Genomic DNA, 19,134 nt, shown 5'->3' with positions numbered 1-19,134 from the left:
GCAAACTGTGAGCGCAACCTTTCCATTTACCTGCAGGACACGACCACTGATTACAGTGAATGTCGCGCTTTCGCAGACGTAACGCCGATCACATTTTCACCAGTTGATTATCAATCAGACAATGCGACTGACTGAATGCAGTGAATCTCTGCATTAAGCCCCTCACGCAAAAGGCCTTTTTGTAACGCGAGCTGATGATGAACAGATGAGATAGATTTGCCTCATGTGCAGGATTTCGGTATAAAGTCATAAATCCTACATGTGTGGAGCAAGTATGGCTAACGATGAGAAGCAGGTTCTGAAAGTCGCTCAACGCTCAGAAAGAATGCTGATGAGCCTGACGGAGCAGATTCAGGCGCAAAAAGAAGAGTTACACGAGAATACTTTTTACCAGGTCTATGCCAAAGCGGCGTTAGCCAAGTTGCCCAAGCTGACGCGCGCCAGTGTCGATTACGCGGTTAACGAGATGGAAGAAAACGGCTATCCGTTTGATAAGCGTGCGGCCGGCAGTTCCACCAAGTACGCGATGTCGATCCAAAATATTATCGACATCTACCATCATCGCGGCGTCCCGAAATACCGCGATCGCCATCCTGAAGCGTTTACGCTGTTTGTCGGTAACCTGAAAGGCGGCGTGTCTAAAACCGTTTCAACGGTATCGCTGGCGCACGCGCTGCGCGCGCATCCGCACCTGCTGTTTGAAGATTTACGTATCCTGGTTATCGATCTCGATCCGCAGTCTTCGGCCACCATGTTCCTGAATCATGAACGTTCGGTCGGTTTGGTTGAAGCCACCGCGGCTCAGGCGATGCTGCAAAACGTCAGCCGCGACGAGCTGAAAAGCGAATTTATTGTGCCGTCGATTATTCCTGGCGTTGACGTACTGCCCGCCTCAATCGATGACGCTTTCATTGCTTCACGCTGGGAAGAGCTGTGTGCGGAGCATCTGCCGCAGCAAAACGTGCATGCGGTGCTGTATGAAAACGTGGTGGCTAAGCTGAAAAAAGACTACGACTTTATCTTTATTGACAGCGGCCCACATCTGGATGCCTTCCTGAAAAACGCCATTGCCGCTTCCGATTTGCTGATGACGCCGGTGCCGCCGGCACAGGTTGATTTCCACTCCACGCTGAAGTATCTGACGCGCCTGCCCGAGCTTATCGACATCATCGAAGAGTCGGGAGCCACCTGCAGGTTGCAGGGCAACATTGGCTTTATGTCCAAGCTGTCGAATAAAGCGGACCACAAGATGTGTCACAGCCTGGCGAAAGAGATATTTGGCGGCGATATGCTGGATGCGGCGCTGCCTCGGCTGGATGGCTTTGAACGCTGCGGTGAATCGTTCGATACGGTTATCTCCGCTAACCCATCTACCTATGTTGGCAGCAGCGAAGCCCTGAAAAACGCGCGTTCGGCGGCAGAAGACTTTGCCAAAGCCGTCTTTGATCGTATTGAATTTATCCGCCTGAACTGAGGTTATTATGAGCGCAAAAAGAATCACTATTGGCCGCACCTTCAGCCAGAGCCCGTTACAAAATGAACCCAGCGAGGATGGTCACTCCCAGACGTTTATCCTTTCCACCGGTAAACGCGCCCTGTTCACGCTGGAACACATCACGGCTAAAGAGATAGAAGAACGTACGTACGTGGTGATGGAAACCAACGGCCGTGACCAGTCCGGTCTCACGCCAGAGTCACTGCGCGATATCATCCGTACCATTAAACTGCAGCAGTTCTTCCCGGCCATCGGCGTGAAGCGTGGCGATCGGATTGAAATCCTCGATGGTTCGCGTCGTCGGGCGGCCGCGCTGCACTGTAAAACCGGGCTGGATGTGCTGGTTACCGACGTTGCCATCTCTGCCGAAGAAGCCCGTCGTCTGGCGCAGGATATCCAGACCGCGCGTGAGCATAATCTGCGTGAAGTCGGCATGCGTTTGCTGTCACTGAAAGACAGCGGCCTGTCGCAAAAAGAGATTGCGCAGAGTGAAGGGCTGTCACAGGCAAAAGTGACCCGCGCGCTGCAGGCTGCCAGTGTGCCGCTGGAGCTGGTCACCCTGTTCCCGAACCATTCAGAGTTGACCTATCCTGACTACAAAACGCTGTTGCAGGCCTACGAAAAACTGCAGGAAACCGGTCAGACGGTAGACGCTCTGATTGAAACCATCGGTATGGATGTGGACAGCGTCTGTGCGCGTGAAGGCCTGGCGGAAGATGAAGTCAAGAATGGCATCCTGCGGCTGGTCCGTAACGGCAGCCAGACGCTGGTGCAGGCGCCGGCAAAAGATAAAGTGGTGGCGACACCGCTGTGGACCTTCGCGGATAAAGACCGTTACGCCCGCAAGAAAACGCGCGGACGCATGTTTAGCTACGAGTTTAACCGTCAGTCCAGAGAGTTACAGGAAGAGCTGGATCGCGTTATCACCGAGACGCTGAATAAGTATCTCAATCAGTAGTAGCGCTTTACCTCCGATGACCAGCAATCTGTAGCAGCACAATCCCGTACAACCTGAACCGTGCCGCTACAGATTGTTACCTCACCCACCTGATATCTCCTCCCGTAATTTCATCCTTCGCCAGCGTGATTTCAGGGCTAAGTGCATGAAATCAAATCAACCTTAGCCGGAATTTCAGGCTGAAATCGCCAGCTCAGCAATGCAATACGATGAACTCGCCCCATTGCCGTCTTAGACTTTGAAAATAGCCAGCTTTGCTGGATGCGAAAGCAACAGTGAAAGCAGCAGGGAGAATCTTTAACCAAATCTGCAGGAATCAGGTGACATTCGCCATGGCGATTTCACCCCTAACCGTTTGAAAATAGGGTTTTTATTTTCAGGATTTCAGGCTGAAATCGCCCGAATTTCACAGTAAATCCTCATTCTGCCGTGAGAAAAACGGGGATTTAGCCAGACGATATTCAATGTGTTATCCACAGAAAACGTGGATAACTTTTACTGTAGCCGCTACGCCATAAGCGCCGTCTGGCTGGGCGACTGCCACACTGCATCGCGCACGCGCACCGGTTTATGAATCAAACCGAGCGCATAAAAGCGGTCAGCGATAGTTTGCTGTTCTTTGATGACGTGGAAAACCATGGCCCGGGTCTGGTGGCTGCGACGGGATAAGGCACGTTCCACGGCTGCGAACTCCAGCCCCAGTTCCTGCGCCAGCATAATGGCGGCTTCATGGCGATGATTATCGATAAAGGTCCCGGTTTGCTGCAGGCTCGTTACCAGCTGCTGCACGATATCGTCATGCTGCTGCACATAATCATGGCGCGCCAGATAAAACTGGTGGTTGCGCACCCGGCCTTCGCCCTTCTCCAGCACGCGCAAATCGGCGTTGCTTTCTGCGGCACTCAGCAGCGGATCCCACATCATCCAGGCATCGACGGCCAGATAATCGCTGGCTGTGAGCGGATATTTCGGCGGCGTGTACACCACTTTAATTTCATCCAGACCGATGCCGGCTTCCTCCAGCAGCTGCAACAGCAGCCAGTGAACATTCGATCCTTTATTGACCGAGATACGCTTACCCCGCAAATCTGCCAGGTTGTGGATAGTACTGTCGCGTGGCACCACAATCCCGACGCTGCCCGGTGCCGGTGGCTCCCAGGCGATATAAGTCACGGCGTTACCGCTGGCCTGCGCGAAGATGGGCGGCACCTCACCGGTGGTGCCAAAATCAATCTCATTATTTTGCAGCGCATACAATAGTTGCGGACCGGCAGGAAACTCACTCCACACCACGCTGATACCCTGCTGGTTAAAGCACTGTTCCAGCGTCTGACGCGCTTTCAATACGCCGAGATTGCCAAATTTCTGAAAGCCGATACGCAACTCGCGTTCAGGGCGCGCGACCCCGCTGACGTGTGGGAAGGCCATGACGGCGGACTTGCGCCGCCCTTTAATAACGCCCATCTGTGCCAGATGCGTGCGCAGCGTGTGCCGGCTAATGCCCAGCAGCGTGGCTGCCTGCGTCTGATTGTTGTCCGCTATTTCCAGTGCGTTACTGATCAGACTCTGAATCACCCGATCAAACAGCTGTTGCGGTTCGCGCGTAATCTGCTGGCGCAGGAAACTATCCAGCGTCGAATCGTCCGCTTCGCTGTATCCGCGTTCACTGTAACCTGCCAGCCGCAGCTGCGTCGGCGTTAATGTCTCATCGCGACTGAGCAGCACCGCATTGTGCAGCGTATTCTCCAGCTCACGAATATTGCCGGGCCAGCTGTAGTCGCGCAGCGCTTCCAGCGCGTCAGGCGACAGGCGACGCGCCGGACGGCCAAGGCGGCGTGCGTACAGGGAGAGGAAATGCTGTGCCAGCAGCGGGATGTCCTCGCGACGCTGGCGCAGCGGTGGCAGGGGAACAACGGCGATATTCAGGCGATAAAACAGATCTTCACGAAAACGCCGTTCGCGAATTGCCTGGGCCAGATCGACATGGGTTGCGGCGATAACGCGCACGTCGATTTTAATGGCCTTGCGTGAACCGACGCGTGTGATCTCACGCTCCTGAAGGACGCGCAGCAGTTTAACCTGCAGCGGCAGGCTCAGTTCACCTATCTCATCCAGCAGCAGCGTGCCGCCCTGCGCCGCTTCAAACCAGCCAGGGTGCGCCTGAGTCGCGCCGGTAAAGGCGCCTTTCTCATGTCCAAACAATTCAGCTTCTGCCAGGCTTTCCGTCAGGGCGCCGCAGTTGACGGCGAGAAACGGGGCATGCCGGCGTGGACTGTGGTGATGCAGATAACGGGCAACCACTTCTTTGCCGGTGCCGGTTTCGCCCACAATCAGTACCGTGGCGTCGGTGGGTGCGAATTTATCCAGCAGCGACTGGAAAGCCAGCGATGCCGGGTCGACCAGGCGAGGTGAATCCGGTTGATTGTAAGGTGTCAGCATGAGATGGCTCCTGTAAAGGTCTGCCATCACGCTAAACCCGGCAAGTGGCAATGAACAGCAGGAAAAAAGCATAAGCAGTTGCATATGCAGCAAATGCTGTTGGCGTTGCGTTGCAATTGCAACAGACATTACGCGCTCTGATGACCTAACTGACTGAAAATGCATAATCTCTGTTTCGTTAAAAGCTGGCATGCTTTTCGCTTACGCCTATATAACCAAATAGAAAGTTATGAATGAACGTTTTCTCATAAAGTCATATAGGATAAGCATAATGGCCGATTCTGCACACGAGAGCATAAATGTCTTCTGGTTCCTGCCGACGCACGGCGATGGCCGTTACCTGGGTACCACAGAAGGCGGACGCCCGGTTGATTTAGCCTATTTACAGCAGGTCGCGCTGGCTGCCGACAATCTGGGCTTTTACGGCGTCCTCATTCCGACAGGCAAAAGCTGTGAGGATTCCTGGCTGGTGGCTTCCGCGCTGGCACCCATGACGCGCCGGTTGCGCTATCTGGTCGCCGTACGGCCAGGGTTGCAGCCACCCACGCTGGCAGCGCGCATGGCTACCACACTGGATCGTTTGTCGGAAGGGCGTTTGCTGATTAATGTGGTCACCGGCGGCGATCCGGTAGAGAACAAAGGCGACGGCATCTTCCTCAACCACAGTGAACGTTATGAAGTGACTCGCGAGTTTCTGGATGTGTATAGCCAGCTGATGCGTGGCGAAAAAGTGGATTATCAGGGCGAGCATATTCAGGTTGAAGGCGCTGAGGTGCTGTTTCCACCGGTGCAGGAAAACGGTCCACCGCTCTACTTTGGTGGCTCATCGGAGGCAGCAATCGACGTGGCGGCGCAGCAGATTGACACCTATCTCACCTGGGGAGAGCCACCGGCGCAGGTAGCAGAAAAACTGGCGGTCGTGCGTGAGCGCGCTGAGTCACGCGGCCGGAAACTCGAATACGGTATCCGCCTGCATGTGATTGTGCGTGAAACCGAAGAAGAAGCCCGAGCGGCGGCGGATAAACTGATTGCCCATCTGGATGACGACACCATCGCTCAGGCGCAGAAGATTTTTGCCCGCATGGATTCCGCCGGTCAGGCGCGCATGAGTGCGCTGCACAACGGTTCGCGCGATAATCTCTACATTGCGCCGAATCTGTGGGCAGGCGTCGGACTGGTGCGCGGCGGTGCCGGCACCGCGCTGGTGGGCAGCCCGCAGCAGGTCGCTGAACGCATTCGTGAATACCAGGCGCTGGGGGTGACTAACTTCATTCTTTCGGGCTATCCGCATCTGGAAGAGGCCCATCGCGTGGCTGAATTGCTGCTGCCGTTGTTACCGCTGGCCCACGGTCAGCAGCAGCGCGCCCGTACCATTAACACTGGCCCGTTTGGTGAAACCATCGGCGGCGATAAGCGCCCATCGGCGAAACAGACGAGCGCCAGCTGATGCAGGAGAAGGCGATGGCAACAGCGCACATCATTATTGTCGGCGGGGGCTTCAGCGGCACAGCGCTGGCGATTCACCTTGCCCGCACGTCGCTCGCGCCGCTACTGATTACAGTGGTCGAACCGCGCGCCAGCCTTGGCGCCGGTGTTGCCTATTCCACGCCGGAACCGGCACACCGCATCAACGTGCCGGCTGCGCGTATGCAGCTCAGCGGAGAAGAGCAGGGCGCCTTTGATCGCTGGTATCGTCAGCAGCCGGAATGTTCACTGGATTCAGCAGCACACTGCGCCGATGGCGCGGTGTATCCGCAGCGTGCGCTGTTTGGTCGCTACCTGGCGCAGCAGTTTGCCGCCGCCGCTGAGGCGCATCCGCATGTCACTCTGCGCCACGTTCAGGCGCGTGCGCTGGCATGGGAAGGGCAACAACTGCTGTTGAGTAACGGTGAAACCCTGACTGGCGACATCCTGGCGCTGGCGATCAGCCATCCACCGCCGTCGCTGCCGCGCATGCTACAGCCGTTTGCCGACCATCCGGCGCTGATTGCTAACCCGTGGCAGCCAGGCGTGCTGGATAACGTTGAGCCTGACGCATCGGTGGCGATTGTCGGCACCGGCCTGAGCATGGCTGATGTGGTGGCTTCGCTGGCGACGCGTCAACATCAGGGGCCGCTGCTGGCGTTCTCACGGCGCGGACAGCTATCACGCGCCAATCTTAGCGGCGAATGGCCGGAATGGTCACTGGCCGCGCAACCACAGCCCAGCGCGCGCCGCTGGCTGCATCATATCCGTGCCGAAGTCGCTCGCGCCGCTGCGCAGCAGCTGCCGTGGCAGCGTGTGCTTGATGAGGTGCGTGTGCAGGGACAAGCCATCTGGCAGTCACTTCCGCTGCGTGAACAGCAGCGCTTTGCGCGTCATCTGCGTTCATGGTGGGATGTGCACCGTTATCGCATTGCCCCGCAGGTCGCCGCCGTCATCGCGCAGCGACAGCAGCAGGGCACACTGCAGGTGCTGGCCGCCCGGCTGGAAACGATACGCAGCCACGCGCAGCAGCTGGAAATCACCCTGCGTCAGCGCGATGGCACCCGGCAAAACCATGTGCTGGATAAACTGATTGTCACGACCGGACCGGGACATGAAGCGCTGACGACCAGCCAGCCGCTGCTGCAATCGCTCAGCGAGCAGGGCCTGATCCGCGCCGATGCGCTCGGCTTCGGCATTGATGTGGATCACCACTCGCGCACCCTCAACCGGCACGGCCAGCCCAACGCACGTCTGTTTGTCGTGGGCCCGGCGGCGCGCGCCCGCTTTGGTGAGCTGATGGGATTGCCGCAGGTGGCCGATCACGCGGCCGCCGTAGCGGATGAAATTCTTAAAGTATTGCCTGTCGCTCACGCTGAGCGATGTCCCCCTTCCGCCTCCTGAATACTCAACATCCTTAAAATTAACTGACGAACGCCGGGTCGCTGCACGATCACGGCCTCGCTATGGAGATTGCTATGCCATCGCAACGAGAAATACGCCTGAATGCTTTTGATATGAACTGTGTCGGTCACCAGTCGCCCGGACTCTGGGCCCATCCCCGTGACCGCTCCTGGCAGTATAAGGATCTGGAATACTGGGTTGATTTGGCGCGCCTGCTGGAGCGCGGCAAGTTTGACGGCCTGTTCATTGCCGATGTGCTCGGCATTTACGATGTGCTGAACGGCAACGGTGACGCGGCGATACGCCAGGCCACTCAGGTGCCGGTGAACGATCCGCTGGCATTGATTACGCCAATGGCGCTGGTCACAGAGCACCTCGGTTTTGGCTTAACCGCCTCGCTGTCGTTTGAGCATCCTTATCCGTTCGCGCGCCGTTTGTCGACGCTGGACCATCTGACCAAAGGCCGCATTGGCTGGAACATTGTCACCTCCTATCTGGAGAGCGGCGCGCGCAACATTGGTCATAAAGCGCAAACCGATCATGACAGCCGGTATGACTATGCCGATGAGTACCTGCAGGTGGTCTATAAACTGCTGGAAGGCAGCTGGGAGCAGGATGCGGTGCTGCGCGATCGTCAGCGTCGCATTTTCAGCGATCCCAGCAAAATCCATCCGATTAACCATCAGGGTACCTTCTTTAACGTACCGGGCATCCATCTGTGTGAACCCTCGCCGCAGCGCACGCCGGTGCTGTATCAGGCCGGTGCATCGAGCCGCGGCAAACAGTTTGCGGCTGAGCACGCAGAATGTGTGTTTGTCGCCGCGCCGTCCAAAGTGCTGTTAAAGAAAACCGTAGCCGACATCCGGCGTCGTGCAGCTGAAGCCGGTCGCGATCCGCGCAGTATTTTGATCTTCAACCTGCAGACGGTGATTGTCGGTGAAACCGATCGGGCGGCACAGGCGAAGTGGCAGGAGTATAAAAACTGGGTCAGCTACGAAGGCGCGCTGGCGCTGGTCTCCGGCTGGACCGGCATCGACTTTGGACAATATCAGCCGGACCAGGTGCTGAAATACCTGCATACCAACGCCATTCAGTCAGCGGTTGAAACTTTCTCTACTGCCGACCCCGATCGTCAATGGACGGTGAAAGCACTGGCCGACTGGGTGGGCATCGGCGGTTTTGGCCCGCTGCTGGTGGGCAGTGCGGCAACGGTGGCGGATGAGTTGCAGAGCTGGGTAGAGGAGACTGACGTGGATGGTTTCAACCTGGCGTATGCGCTGACCCATGAAACCTTTGAGGATGTGGTCGAGCTGCTGATTCCGGAGCTGCAAAAACGCGGCGTTTACAAACAGGATTACGCCGCGGGCACGCTACGCGAAAAGCTGTTTGCCGCCGGGGCGCAGCTCAGCGCGCCGCATCCGGGTGCTGGCTATCGTGTACGCAGCGCGCAGCAGCAGGAGGTCATATGATCGAAATCGAGCGCCTGAGTAAGCACTACCGTGCGCCGGACGGTCGCGTCACCGACGTGCTGAAAAACATCACGCTGCAGGTGCCGGAAGCCAGCATCACCGCGGTGGTCGGACCGAGCGGTGCCGGAAAATCTACGCTGGCGAAATGCATCAGCCTGCTGGAGCAGCCGAGCGGCGGCAGCATCCGGGTTAACGGCAGCGATTTATCCCGGCTGGATGGCGAAGCGCTGCGCCGCGCGCGTCGCGCCATCGGCACGGTATTTCAGTCTTCCGCGCTGCTGCAGCGTAAAAGTGCCTGGGAAAATATCGCGCTGCCGCTGCGCTATCTCGGCGTGGTCGAGCGCGATATCCGCGCCCGCGTCGGCGAGCTGCTGGAGAGTGTCGGGCTGAGCCACAAAGCCAGCGCCTTTCCCGCCCAACTCTCCGGTGGGCAGCGGCAGCGCATCGGTATTGCCCGCGCGCTGGCGCTGCGTCCCTCTGTACTGCTGGCCGACGAAGCCACCTCCGGCCTCGATCCGGAAGCAACGGTCACCATCCTTGAGCTGCTGAAAAAACTGCGTGACGACTACCGGCTGGCAATCGTGCTAATCACCCATGAAATGGATGCCGTACGGCAGGCGGCGGATGCGGTTGCCGAGATTCGCGATGGAGAGATAGTGCAGTATGGCACCGTCAGTGCGCTGCTGGCAGAGCCGGACAGCGCGCTCGGCCAGCGGCTGCTGCCGCTGACGGCACAAGTCAGTGATGCCGGACTGGTGCTGCAGCTTAGCTACCGTACCGATGTCGCGGTGGCCAGCGACTGGATTTCGCGCATCAGCCAGCAGTTCGCTTTAAAGGTGGATCTGCTAGGTGCGCATGTCGAGCGGGTCAATGGCATCCAGGCCGGACGGTTGCAGGTGGGCATTCATTTTCAGCAGGAGCAGGTGCCGCTGGCACGGTTGCTGACACAGCTTGAGCAGTATGGCCTGGCGGCCAGCGTTGCTGTCAGCGTGCCGCCGTTACGGGAGGCGGTATGAGCGTATCCGTGATAAGTCAGGACACGCCTTGGCCTGAAATTCCGGCACTGATGCTGCCGGCGCTGGGTGAAACCGCGCTGATGGTCGGCATCGTGATGCTGTTTGTGGTGAGCCTCGGTGGCGTGGTTGGCGTGGTGCTGTTTAACACCTCGCCGCGCGGCCTGTTTCCGCAGCGCGGCGTGCATCGGGTGCTGAGCTGGATCGTCAATATGGGGCGCTCGTTACCGTTTCTGGTACTGATGGCGGCCATCATTCCGTTTACCTTCTGGCTCACCGGCACCACCATCGGCATTCCGGCGGCGGTGGTACCGATGATCGCCGCCGGGATTCCTTTCTTTGGCCGTCTGGTCGACAACGCATTACGCGAGCTGCCCGGAGAAGTTACCGCCGTGGGGCTGGTGTGCGGCGGTTCGCGCTGGCAGATCATCCGCTCCGCCCAGCTGAGTGAAGCGCTGCCGGCGATTGTCGCAGCCATCACGCTCAACCTGATCTCCATGATTGAGTACTCGGCCATCGCCGGCACCATTGGCGCTGGCGGCATTGGCTACCTGGCGGTGGTGTATGGCTATCAGCGGTTCGATAACCACATCATGATCGCCACCATCATAGTGTTAATTGCACTGATTCAGACCATTCAATTTTTCGGCGACCGGCTGGTTGCGGCCTTGCGCCATCCTCAGGGGACATCGTTATGACAACACAAGAGTTTGAATTACGTAAAACACGCCGCTGGCCGTGGCTGCTGCTGATTATAGTGGTCATTTTGCTGGCCGCCGCTGGCTGGTTCTGGCGCAGCCAGCAGCCGCAGGCGGTAGTGTTTGGCACCACGCTGAAAGTGCATTATGAGCCGGCAATGGCCGGTGAACAGAAGCTGATCGACTATGTGGGTGAGCATATCGCGCCGGACTACGGCCTGAAGCTGGAGGCGGTCGGTGTGCAGGATCCGGTGCAGGCGGACCGTGCGGTAGCAGAAGGGCAGTATGCTGCGACGGTCTATCAGCATCAGTGGTGGCTGAAGCAGGTGGTCGATGCTAACGGCTTCCAGCTCACTTCCAGCCTGCCTCTGTTCCAGTGGGCTTTTGGTATTTACTCCGATCGCTACCACTCGGTGGCGGATTTACCGCAGGGCGCAACCATTGTGGTGCCTGACGATGGGGCGAATCAGGGCCAGGCGCTCTGGCTGCTGGCGCGTCAGGGATTGATCACCCTCGATCCAACGGTAGAACCGCGCACCGCCAAACTGAAAAACATTGTCGGTAATCCGCACGGTTTCGTGTTTAAAGAACTGGATCTGCTGACCATGCCGCGGGCGCTTAATTCGGTCGATGCAGCGATTGGTTATGTGTCGCAGTTTGACGCCGGTAAAGTCCCGCGTGACAAAGGTATTCTGTTCCCGCCCGCGCCGCGCACCTTTGCCTCGCAGCTGGTGATCGGTACGCCTTACCTGGAGCAGGAGAACATCGTCAAACTCAGGCAGGCTTTTGCCGATCCGCGCGTACAGCAGTGGCTAAAAACCACCGATGACCCGCTGGTCAAAGGCGTGCTGGTGCCGGTTTCTGCTGAATAACTTTACCGCTGAATACGCTACCCGGACCCGCATTGCGCGTCCGGGTTTTAGTGTTGGTGTCTTTATTATCTTATTGATTATATTGTAATTAATAGCAAATATTGTTGCTTTGGTTCCCTGCATAAAGCGCTTATAACGACCTCACCTGCACAACAAAAACAGACGTGAGGCGTTATGAGTACTCTTCCTTTAGAAAACACCTTGCCGGCTTCGCAACCGGTACGTTCGGTCAGTGATGTGGCAAGGCTGATCAACACCCGCAGTAGCAAAAACAACTATGCGCGCATGATTGTGTTTCTCGCGTTGGGTGGCGTGTTCCTCGACGCCTACGACCTGACCACACTGTCGTACGGCATCGATGACGTGGTGCGCGAGTTCCAGCTATCGCCGTTCACCACCGGGCTGGTCACCTCATCCATCATGGTCGGCACCATTGTCGGCAACCTGATTGGTGGCTGGCTGACGGATAAGTACGGCCGCTATTCGGTGTTCATGGCCGACATGCTGTTTTTTGTCGTATCGGCGATTGCGGCGGGCTTAGCACCCAACGTCTGGGTGCTGATTGGCGCGCGTTTCCTGATGGGCATTGGCGTGGGCATCGATCTGCCGGTGGCGATGTCTTATCTGGCGGAATTCTCTAAATTTGCCGGCAAAGGCAACAAAGCCGCACGGCTCGCGGCCTGGTGCCCGATGTGGTATGCGGCTTCCACTGTGTGTTTCCTGCTGATTTTTGGCCTCTATTTTCTGCTGCCTGAAGAGCATCTCGACTGGCTATGGCGCGCCTCGCTGCTGTTTGGCGCGGTACCTGCGCTGTTGATCATCGCGGTGCGCAGTAAGTTCATGAATGAATCACCGTTATGGGCCGCGAATCAGGGCGATCTGACCTCGGCGGTGCGTATCCTGCGTGATTCGTACGGTATTCATGCACACGAAGCAGAACCGGAAACGCCACCCGCGGCAGCGGCGCCAAAGGTGAGTTTTCGCGTACTGTTCCAGAAGCCGTGGCGTGAACGCACCATCGTTGCCGGCGTAATGAATATCTGTATTTCGTTTGAGTACACCGCCATCGCCTTCTTCCTGCCGTCGATACTGGCGCAGTTTCTTGGTGCCGGTGTGTTCGAGACTATCTCAGCTTCGCTGGGGCTGAACGCGCTGTTTGCCTTTACCGGCGGGCTGCTGGGGATGCGCCTGGCGTGGAAATATCCGTCACGCCACGTGGCGATCGCTGGCTTTGCGCTGCAGTTTTTGGCGCTGGTGGCGCTGGCGTTGATTGGCCACCCGCAGGCGCTGGTGGGCATCGTATTCGCGGTGCTGATGCTCGGACTGTGGCTGTTTGCCGAAGGATTCGGGCCGGGCGCGCAGCTGATGGTCTATCCGGCGCTCTCGTATCCTACCTCGATTCGCGCGACCGGTGTCGGCTTTAGTCGTGCGCTGTCGGGCATCGGCAGTGCGCTGGCGCTGTTCATTCTGCCGATTCTGCAGGCGGCGCTCGGCACCAACATGTTCTGGGTGGTATCGCTGGCCGCCATCATTCCGATCTTTTTCCTGCTGGCGGTGCGTCACGAACCGACCCGCCACGACATCGACGACCTTTCCCCTCAGGAGTAAAACATGAGCATTCTCTCTACCGGTACTGACTATGACACGCTGGCGGCGCACTTCCGACCGCTGTTTGCCCGCATCGCGGCGGGCGCGGCGGAACGCGAGCGTACGCGTACCTTGCCTTATGAACCACTGCAGTGGCTGAAGGAGGCCGGCTTTGGCACGGTGCGTATTCCACAGCAAAAAGGTGGCTGGGGCGCCTCGCTGCCGCAGCTGTTTCAGCTGTTGATTGAGCTGGCGGAAGCGGATTCCAACCTGCCGCAGGCGCTGCGCGCGCACTTTGCTTTTGTCGAGGACCGGCTCAACCAGCCGGACAATGCGGAACGCGATGCGTGGTTTCGCCGCTTTGTTGATGGCGAGCTGGTGGGCAGCGGCTGGACGGAGATCGGCAACGTCAGGCTGGGCGACGTGATCACCCGCGTTACGCCTGCCGCCAATGGCTGGACGCTAAATGGCGAGAAGTTTTACAGCACCGGTGCGCTGTTCGCCGACTGGATAGATGTTTACGCGCGCCGCGCTGACAATCAGGGTGACGTGATCGCGCTGGTGAATACGCATCAGCCGGGCGTCACGCGCGAAGATGACTGGGACGGATTTGGCCAGCGCCTGACCGGCAGCGGCACGACGCGCTTCGAACACGCGCATGTGGAGACGCAGCACGTGTATGATTTTGCCACGCGCTTCCGTTATCAGACCGCTTATTACCAGCACGTGTTGCTGGCGACGCTGGCGGGCATTGCGCGCGCGGTCGCGCGGGACGGCGCGGCAGCCGTTGCCGCACGCAACCGCGTTTACAGTCACGGCAACGGAGCTGCCTCGCGGCAGGATGCGCAGGTGCTGCAGGTGGTGGGCGAGATCACCAGTCTGGCATTTGCCGTCGAAGCCACGGTGATTCGCGCTACCCATTCACTGCAATCAGCGTATGAAGCGCACGTCAGTGCCGATGAAGCGGCCATCGCCGCCATCAACAACCTGGCGGAAGCCGAGGCCGGACAGGCGCAGGTGATCGCCAGCGAGCTGGTACCGCGTGCTGCCACCGAATTGTTTAATGCGCTTGGCGCGTCGGATACGCGCGTCAGCAAAGCGCTGGATCGTCACTGGCGCAATGCGCGCACCGTCTCGTCGCATAACCCGGTGATCTACAAAGCGCGCGACATCGGTGACTGGAAAGTCAACGGCACCCCGCCAACCGGCATCTGGCAAATCGGCAGGGGAGAGGGGTAACCGGCCTTGATGAGCAAACGGCGCCGTTATCGGGCGCCGTTTAATGGCGGAGAATCCAGCTGCGTCATGAAATTAGCACCTCATAAGCCGCAACCAGGCGGCTTAAGAGCGGTATTCAATAATATTGAAACCTTCATCAGCCGCTGGCGCTGAGAAATAACGGCTTATGATTTCAAACTGTTCATCTGAAGCGGCAAAATCGTGGGTGCCTGCTGCATTACGGGCACGTAATCGGCTCTTACACACCTCATCAGGGACGTTAAGGAAATGCAGGTGGTTAGCAGCACCTGATGCTTTAATGATACTCATCATCCATTCACGACTGGCAGGTGTATTAGCCGGAAAATCCAGTACTACCGACATCCCCGCGTTAAGTAATGACACCAGATGCGGTTTCATGGCATTTCTGAGCTTAGAGGAATACTGCACGTAATCCGCGACCGTGTGCATTTCATCGGCATAGAGCGCTGCAAGCCAGCGATCCTCACTGATAATGAGAGTGCGCGGTGCAGCGCCTAATTTTGCGGATAACGTAGATTTACCCGACGCAATTTTTCCACATAACAGGTGAAGCGTGGCTTTTTCAGGTGATGCGACATCGGTGGTGTTCATGGCTGACCTCACTGGTTGATTACCGGTAAGGCCCGCCTTACCGGCGGGAAAATGGCAAACGTTATCCCACCCGAACGTGCAAGGTGATAATAATGATTGCGGAAGACAGGGCTGAGCAAGTTTTCATCGTTTTAAACTAACAGGTTAAGTCTCAATAATCACCTGATGCTTTGCTTTAGCTGTGATGGCAGCGTGTTGTTGATAACGGAGTTCGCAGAGGGGAGGGCCGTTTGGTGCCGGGAGCGGACATTGTTAACATCACTATGCATCAATCTGTGGGGAGAAAGTTATAACTGCTCAAGTTTAGGGTTGGGGGACTAAAGTTAAAAGAAATCCCTGCTTCGAAATATTTATATATTTATCATTGAGTTAGTCTATATGTTGAGTGATAATTATGAGGCTATAAATCAAACAAGCATCATTACCTGAAGTTCGTCGTTAATACAACGTTTGAAATCCGGAGGTGGTACCATGGTAGAACTACCTGCATCATTGAGTTCAGATAAGATAGATTCCTTCATTAAAAGGGTAAAGATGGCAGATGATGACCAACCCTTGCTCCTTCCTGTGGGTAAGAAAAACTCTGCTTTTGGAGGGATAGCAATTGCTGTGCAGTCTATTAATACATGGGCGAACCTAAGCCTAAACAAGAAGCTAATTTTAAAAGAGTCGTCTATCAATGATGTTGACTATTTTACAGACTTGATCAACACCCCACATAAATTCACCGCTGCAATGATGTCGAAAGAAATTTCATTTTCTAATTCTCCTGACATAAGTATAAGACGTGATATAAATACACTTGCCAAAGAGGCAATTGAGTCACAATCAGACAATCTTTATGGGCAACAACATGGAAGACTCTGCTGGTATTCGTTTGTTGATCACAGCACAAAAGGATTTGATAGCAACTTTTATAACAACTCACCTTCTAAACATTCTGAGCCAAAAGCCTATGAAGAAATAAAAAATATCATAAGCGCAATGGTTTTGAAATCATCAACTGTAGCAGGAGGGGCGATATCTCTTAATGATGATAGCATTGATGACCTTGGAAGAATGTTTTATGAACTATTTGTTAATACACACGAACATGGCACTCGTGCCCTACGTAGAGATAAGTGGATAAAACCTGGAAACAGGTTAATATATACGTATGGAATAAATTTATCTGATAAAGCGATTGATAATTATTTCCTAAATGATTCAGTTCTTACTGAATATATTTCAAGCCTTAAAGAAACCAATGTTTCCTCGAGAAGATTCATTGAAATAAGCATTATTGATTCTGGTTTAGGCTATTGTGGCCGATGGTTGGCAGATCACTCTGATGCGGTCTCAACTTTAGACGTTGATGACGAATATAAGATAATTAAGAAATGCCTTAAGTTTAGAAGTTCATCTACAAATAATGATGTGAAAGGGAATGGTTTGCCTTCAGTCATGGCATCTCTTACCAAATTGAATGGCTTCATGAAGATACGAAGCAACAGAGTTTCAATTTACAGAGATTTCAATACAAGCCCTTATAGTTTTGAAGAAAGCGATGACTGTAAGTTTTTAGATTGGTCAACTAAAAGCTATTGCGATGAAAATATCACTGAACATCCAGAAGTTAGCGGAGTTTCAATAACAATCCTTGTGCCTCTTACCGATAAAAATAATTCCAAGGACGAATAAAATGAGTGCTATTTTTCTTTTCAGATTTAATAGACCTAGCGCTAAACTCTCACCAACTATGGCAATTTTCTGCATTTCAACTATAGATTTGCATCAGCTAATCAAAGAAATAAAAGAAGATATAAGCAAAAATTTAGTACCCAATGAAGTATTAATATTTGGCTTTGAAGTAGATGAAGCACAGAAATCACGCTTGCTAAATGATCAACTTTTTAACCAAGAGTTCGAGTCTTACATCGGACCAGTTTCTAGCAAAATACAATTCCTGAACGTTAACAATGACGGTGATATTATTGATGTAACGACAAAAAATAAGTATAGTTATCGGCATGAGCTTCTCCAAGCTGGAGCAAATGAAATATTTAAGAAACGTAAAGGTGTAATAACCTCAATTTCAACTTACCATTTTAGTAAACCTTCAGGTGATCATTGTGATAAGTTCATAAGGGCATCCAATCTCTTTACCTCAAGTGTAGAGGTGACATTTTTAGCTATTGGGTTATTAAGCTACATTTTTTCAAACTTAAAAAGAGTTTATGTTGACACTTCATCAATCTCATTTTTAGTTAGTACAGCACTACACTTGTCGAAAAAATTTCCCTCCAGCACTCCGATAATTGAGAGCTTCGAGTCATATTCATCATTACATCAACAGTTCAACTTCATACGAAATGAAAATCAGTTAGTTATAATTTCGGCCACAACCAGTGGTGGGCTTGCTCGCACACTTGAAAAAGAGAAAAAAATATCACAAAAAAATATTAAAACACTTTTCTATTCCTCATTAGGTGAAAATCAAACAGGGTTATATGATATTCTCGATGCCTTGGGAGGTGAAATATATTCTGAATCAAACGAAAAATGTAATCTTTGTGCTAATGGGTCGAAAGTGATCAGGCTTGAAGGTGAGCAGTTTTTGCCCGAAACCCCTAAGCATGATTTACTCATGATAAAGAAAGTAGATTTCAAAACAGAAAGACAAAACTTTTTTAGAGAGTTTGCAGCAAAAAAAATATTAAATATTAATGCTATAACTCAAGAAAACAATGACGAGTTTTATGATATCGACATACCGGCATTGATGAATGGAAAATCTGAAGTTATTTTTTCTGATATGCGGAAGAAAATTAATAAATTTTTCTCCCGTAATATTAATACTATTATTTACTTGGACGACAAAGGTTCAGAGCTTTTAGCATTGAAGGTCAAAGAAATTGTTAATGATGATGAAATAAAAGTTTTAAACTTCGGCAAATTGAATGAATCAGATTATAGAAATATGTCATCTGTTTTTGTTGTGGCAGGAGCAATAACGACAGGTAGGAAGCTGTTATCCGTATCCAGAAAGCTTAGAGTTCTTGACAAGTCATCTTCAATTTCATATTTTGTAGGGTTTTCAAAATTACAAAATGCACCTAGTCTTGATCAGTTAAGAAAAGACTTATGCATGGGTGGTCATGAGCTTATTGTTCTCAGGAACTGTTTCTTACCAAGGACCAGTGATAAGTCTAAAACTTATTGGGATCTTGAGCTAGAAAAACTTTCGCTATTTAAAAATGATGATCCATTTGATGATTATTACCATCAACAAAAAATCTCTGCCGATTTGCTCTCGAGACTGACTTTACTTGAATCACCCTTAAGTCCTAATGAACTGTTCTTGAAGGATACTAAGCAGAATACGCTAAAGATTCGGGAAACATTTGTCTTTTGGGACAAATTGGACATTGTAATAGATGATTCTTCTCAAGCAGATGTTTTTTGGACAATTCAAACACTGCTTCATGACTTAAGAATGAATGATGGAAAGGGATTATCTACAATCTATCACTATACTCTTTTGAGTCCTGTTTGCTTTGACCGATACAATGACGGTGTTATACAAGCATGCCTGTTACGCTCAGCGTATTCATCGGAGCTAAATTATGCTATTGATGAAACTTACAGTCAGCAAATGTGCGACATAATATGCTCGGTTATCAAAAATTATGAAAATGAACAGGGTGAAGGATGCCTTGAGTTTTTAATGTCGATCTGGATTAGACACCTAAGAATACTTGACCGCCATCTGCGGGAAATTCTATCGTTAGAAAACCCAAGCATGCCAGACTCAGTTAAATTTTTATTGCACCAGATTGAACGTGATTTTTTTAGTACTGAGTAGGTAGCATATTGAAGGTTGGAAATCCAACCTTCAATACTCC

14 protein-coding genes are annotated in these 19,134 nt (G+C 53.4%); 12 read left to right on the top strand and 2 right to left on the bottom strand.

Features of this window, described 5'->3' with window-relative positions; translation table 11 throughout:
• Positions 1-274: 274 nt before the first annotated feature.
• Positions 275-1,474, top strand: coding sequence for an AAA family ATPase (locus C1N56_RS21970; protein WP_058770419.1), 1,200 nt, complete (start codon positions 275-277; stop codon positions 1,472-1,474).
• Positions 1,475-1,481: 7 nt separating this feature from the next.
• Positions 1,482-2,453 carry a ParB family protein gene (locus tag C1N56_RS21965; RefSeq protein WP_058780984.1) on the top strand — a complete coding sequence of 324 codons (972 nt, stop codon included), beginning with the start codon at positions 1,482-1,484 and terminating at the stop codon, positions 2,451-2,453.
• A gap of 507 nt (positions 2,454-2,960) precedes the next feature.
• Here the strand turns inward: C1N56_RS21965 and C1N56_RS21960 are convergent.
• A complete protein-coding gene (locus C1N56_RS21960) occupies positions 2,961-4,892 on the bottom strand; it encodes an aliphatic sulfonate ABC transporter substrate-binding protein (RefSeq protein ID WP_394517563.1) in 1,932 nt (643 codons plus the stop codon).
• A 271-nt stretch (positions 4,893-5,163) separates the two neighbouring features.
• Here C1N56_RS21960 and ssuD point away from each other — a divergent pair, with 271 nt between their 5' ends.
• The 8 genes from ssuD to C1N56_RS21920 all read left to right on the top strand — a co-directional run bounded on the left by ssuD (position 5,164) and on the right by C1N56_RS21920 (position 14,638).
• Positions 5,164-6,339 carry an FMNH2-dependent alkanesulfonate monooxygenase gene (gene ssuD, locus C1N56_RS21955; RefSeq protein ID WP_166710615.1) on the top strand — a complete coding sequence of 392 codons (1,176 nt, stop codon included), beginning with the start codon at positions 5,164-5,166 and terminating at the stop codon, positions 6,337-6,339.
• A 14-nt stretch (positions 6,340-6,353) separates the two neighbouring features.
• A complete protein-coding gene (locus C1N56_RS21950; protein WP_394517562.1) occupies positions 6,354-7,760 on the top strand; it encodes an FAD/NAD(P)-binding protein in 1,407 nt (468 codons plus the stop codon).
• A gap of 74 nt (positions 7,761-7,834) precedes the next feature.
• Entirely contained in the window at positions 7,835-9,229 is a 1,395-nt protein-coding gene (locus C1N56_RS21945) for an LLM class flavin-dependent oxidoreductase (RefSeq protein WP_058758929.1), read from the top strand.
• On the top strand, positions 9,226-10,245 hold the full coding sequence (locus tag C1N56_RS21940; protein WP_394517561.1) for a methionine ABC transporter ATP-binding protein: 1,020 nt from the start codon (positions 9,226-9,228) through the stop codon (positions 10,243-10,245). Before C1N56_RS21945 ends, C1N56_RS21940 begins: the two co-directional genes overlap by 4 nt.
• A complete protein-coding gene (locus C1N56_RS21935; RefSeq protein ID WP_058780978.1) occupies positions 10,242-10,940 on the top strand; it encodes a methionine ABC transporter permease in 699 nt (232 codons plus the stop codon). The genes C1N56_RS21940 and C1N56_RS21935 overlap by 4 nt, the downstream gene beginning before the upstream one ends.
• The gene (locus C1N56_RS21930) at positions 10,937-11,812 is read left to right on the top strand and encodes a MetQ/NlpA family ABC transporter substrate-binding protein (RefSeq protein ID WP_058780977.1); all 876 of its coding nucleotides are present in this window, start codon (positions 10,937-10,939) and stop codon (positions 11,810-11,812) included. The genes C1N56_RS21935 and C1N56_RS21930 overlap by 4 nt, the downstream gene beginning before the upstream one ends.
• 174 nt (positions 11,813-11,986) lie before the next feature.
• Positions 11,987-13,420 (top strand): MFS transporter, encoded by a 1,434-nt coding sequence (locus tag C1N56_RS21925; RefSeq protein WP_283342471.1) that lies wholly within the window; start codon positions 11,987-11,989, stop codon positions 13,418-13,420.
• 3 nt (positions 13,421-13,423) lie between these two features.
• The gene (locus C1N56_RS21920) at positions 13,424-14,638 is read left to right on the top strand and encodes an acyl-CoA dehydrogenase family protein (protein WP_394517560.1); all 1,215 of its coding nucleotides are present in this window, start codon (positions 13,424-13,426) and stop codon (positions 14,636-14,638) included.
• 102 nt (positions 14,639-14,740) lie between these two features.
• On the opposite strand, the gene C1N56_RS21915 is transcribed toward C1N56_RS21920, so the two are convergent.
• Entirely contained in the window at positions 14,741-15,250 is a 510-nt protein-coding gene (locus C1N56_RS21915; RefSeq protein WP_058758923.1) for an AAA family ATPase, read from the bottom strand.
• Positions 15,251-15,721: 471 nt separating this feature from the next.
• Here C1N56_RS21915 and C1N56_RS21910 point away from each other — a divergent pair, with 471 nt between their 5' ends.
• Together C1N56_RS21910 and C1N56_RS21905 are read left to right on the top strand one after the other, a co-directional pair.
• Positions 15,722-16,930, top strand: coding sequence for a hypothetical protein (locus C1N56_RS21910; protein WP_394517559.1), 1,209 nt, complete (start codon positions 15,722-15,724; stop codon positions 16,928-16,930).
• Position 16,931: 1 nt separating this feature from the next.
• Complete coding sequence (locus C1N56_RS21905) at positions 16,932-19,094, top strand: hypothetical protein (RefSeq protein WP_394517558.1); 2,163 nt, start codon at positions 16,932-16,934, stop codon at positions 19,092-19,094.
• The last annotated feature ends 40 nt before the right edge of the window (positions 19,095-19,134 follow it).

The organism is Pantoea sp. SGAir0175 (assembly GCF_043547855.1).
The sequence above is the reverse complement of the archived record's forward strand: the minus strand, read 5'-3'. Positions and strand labels throughout refer to the sequence as shown.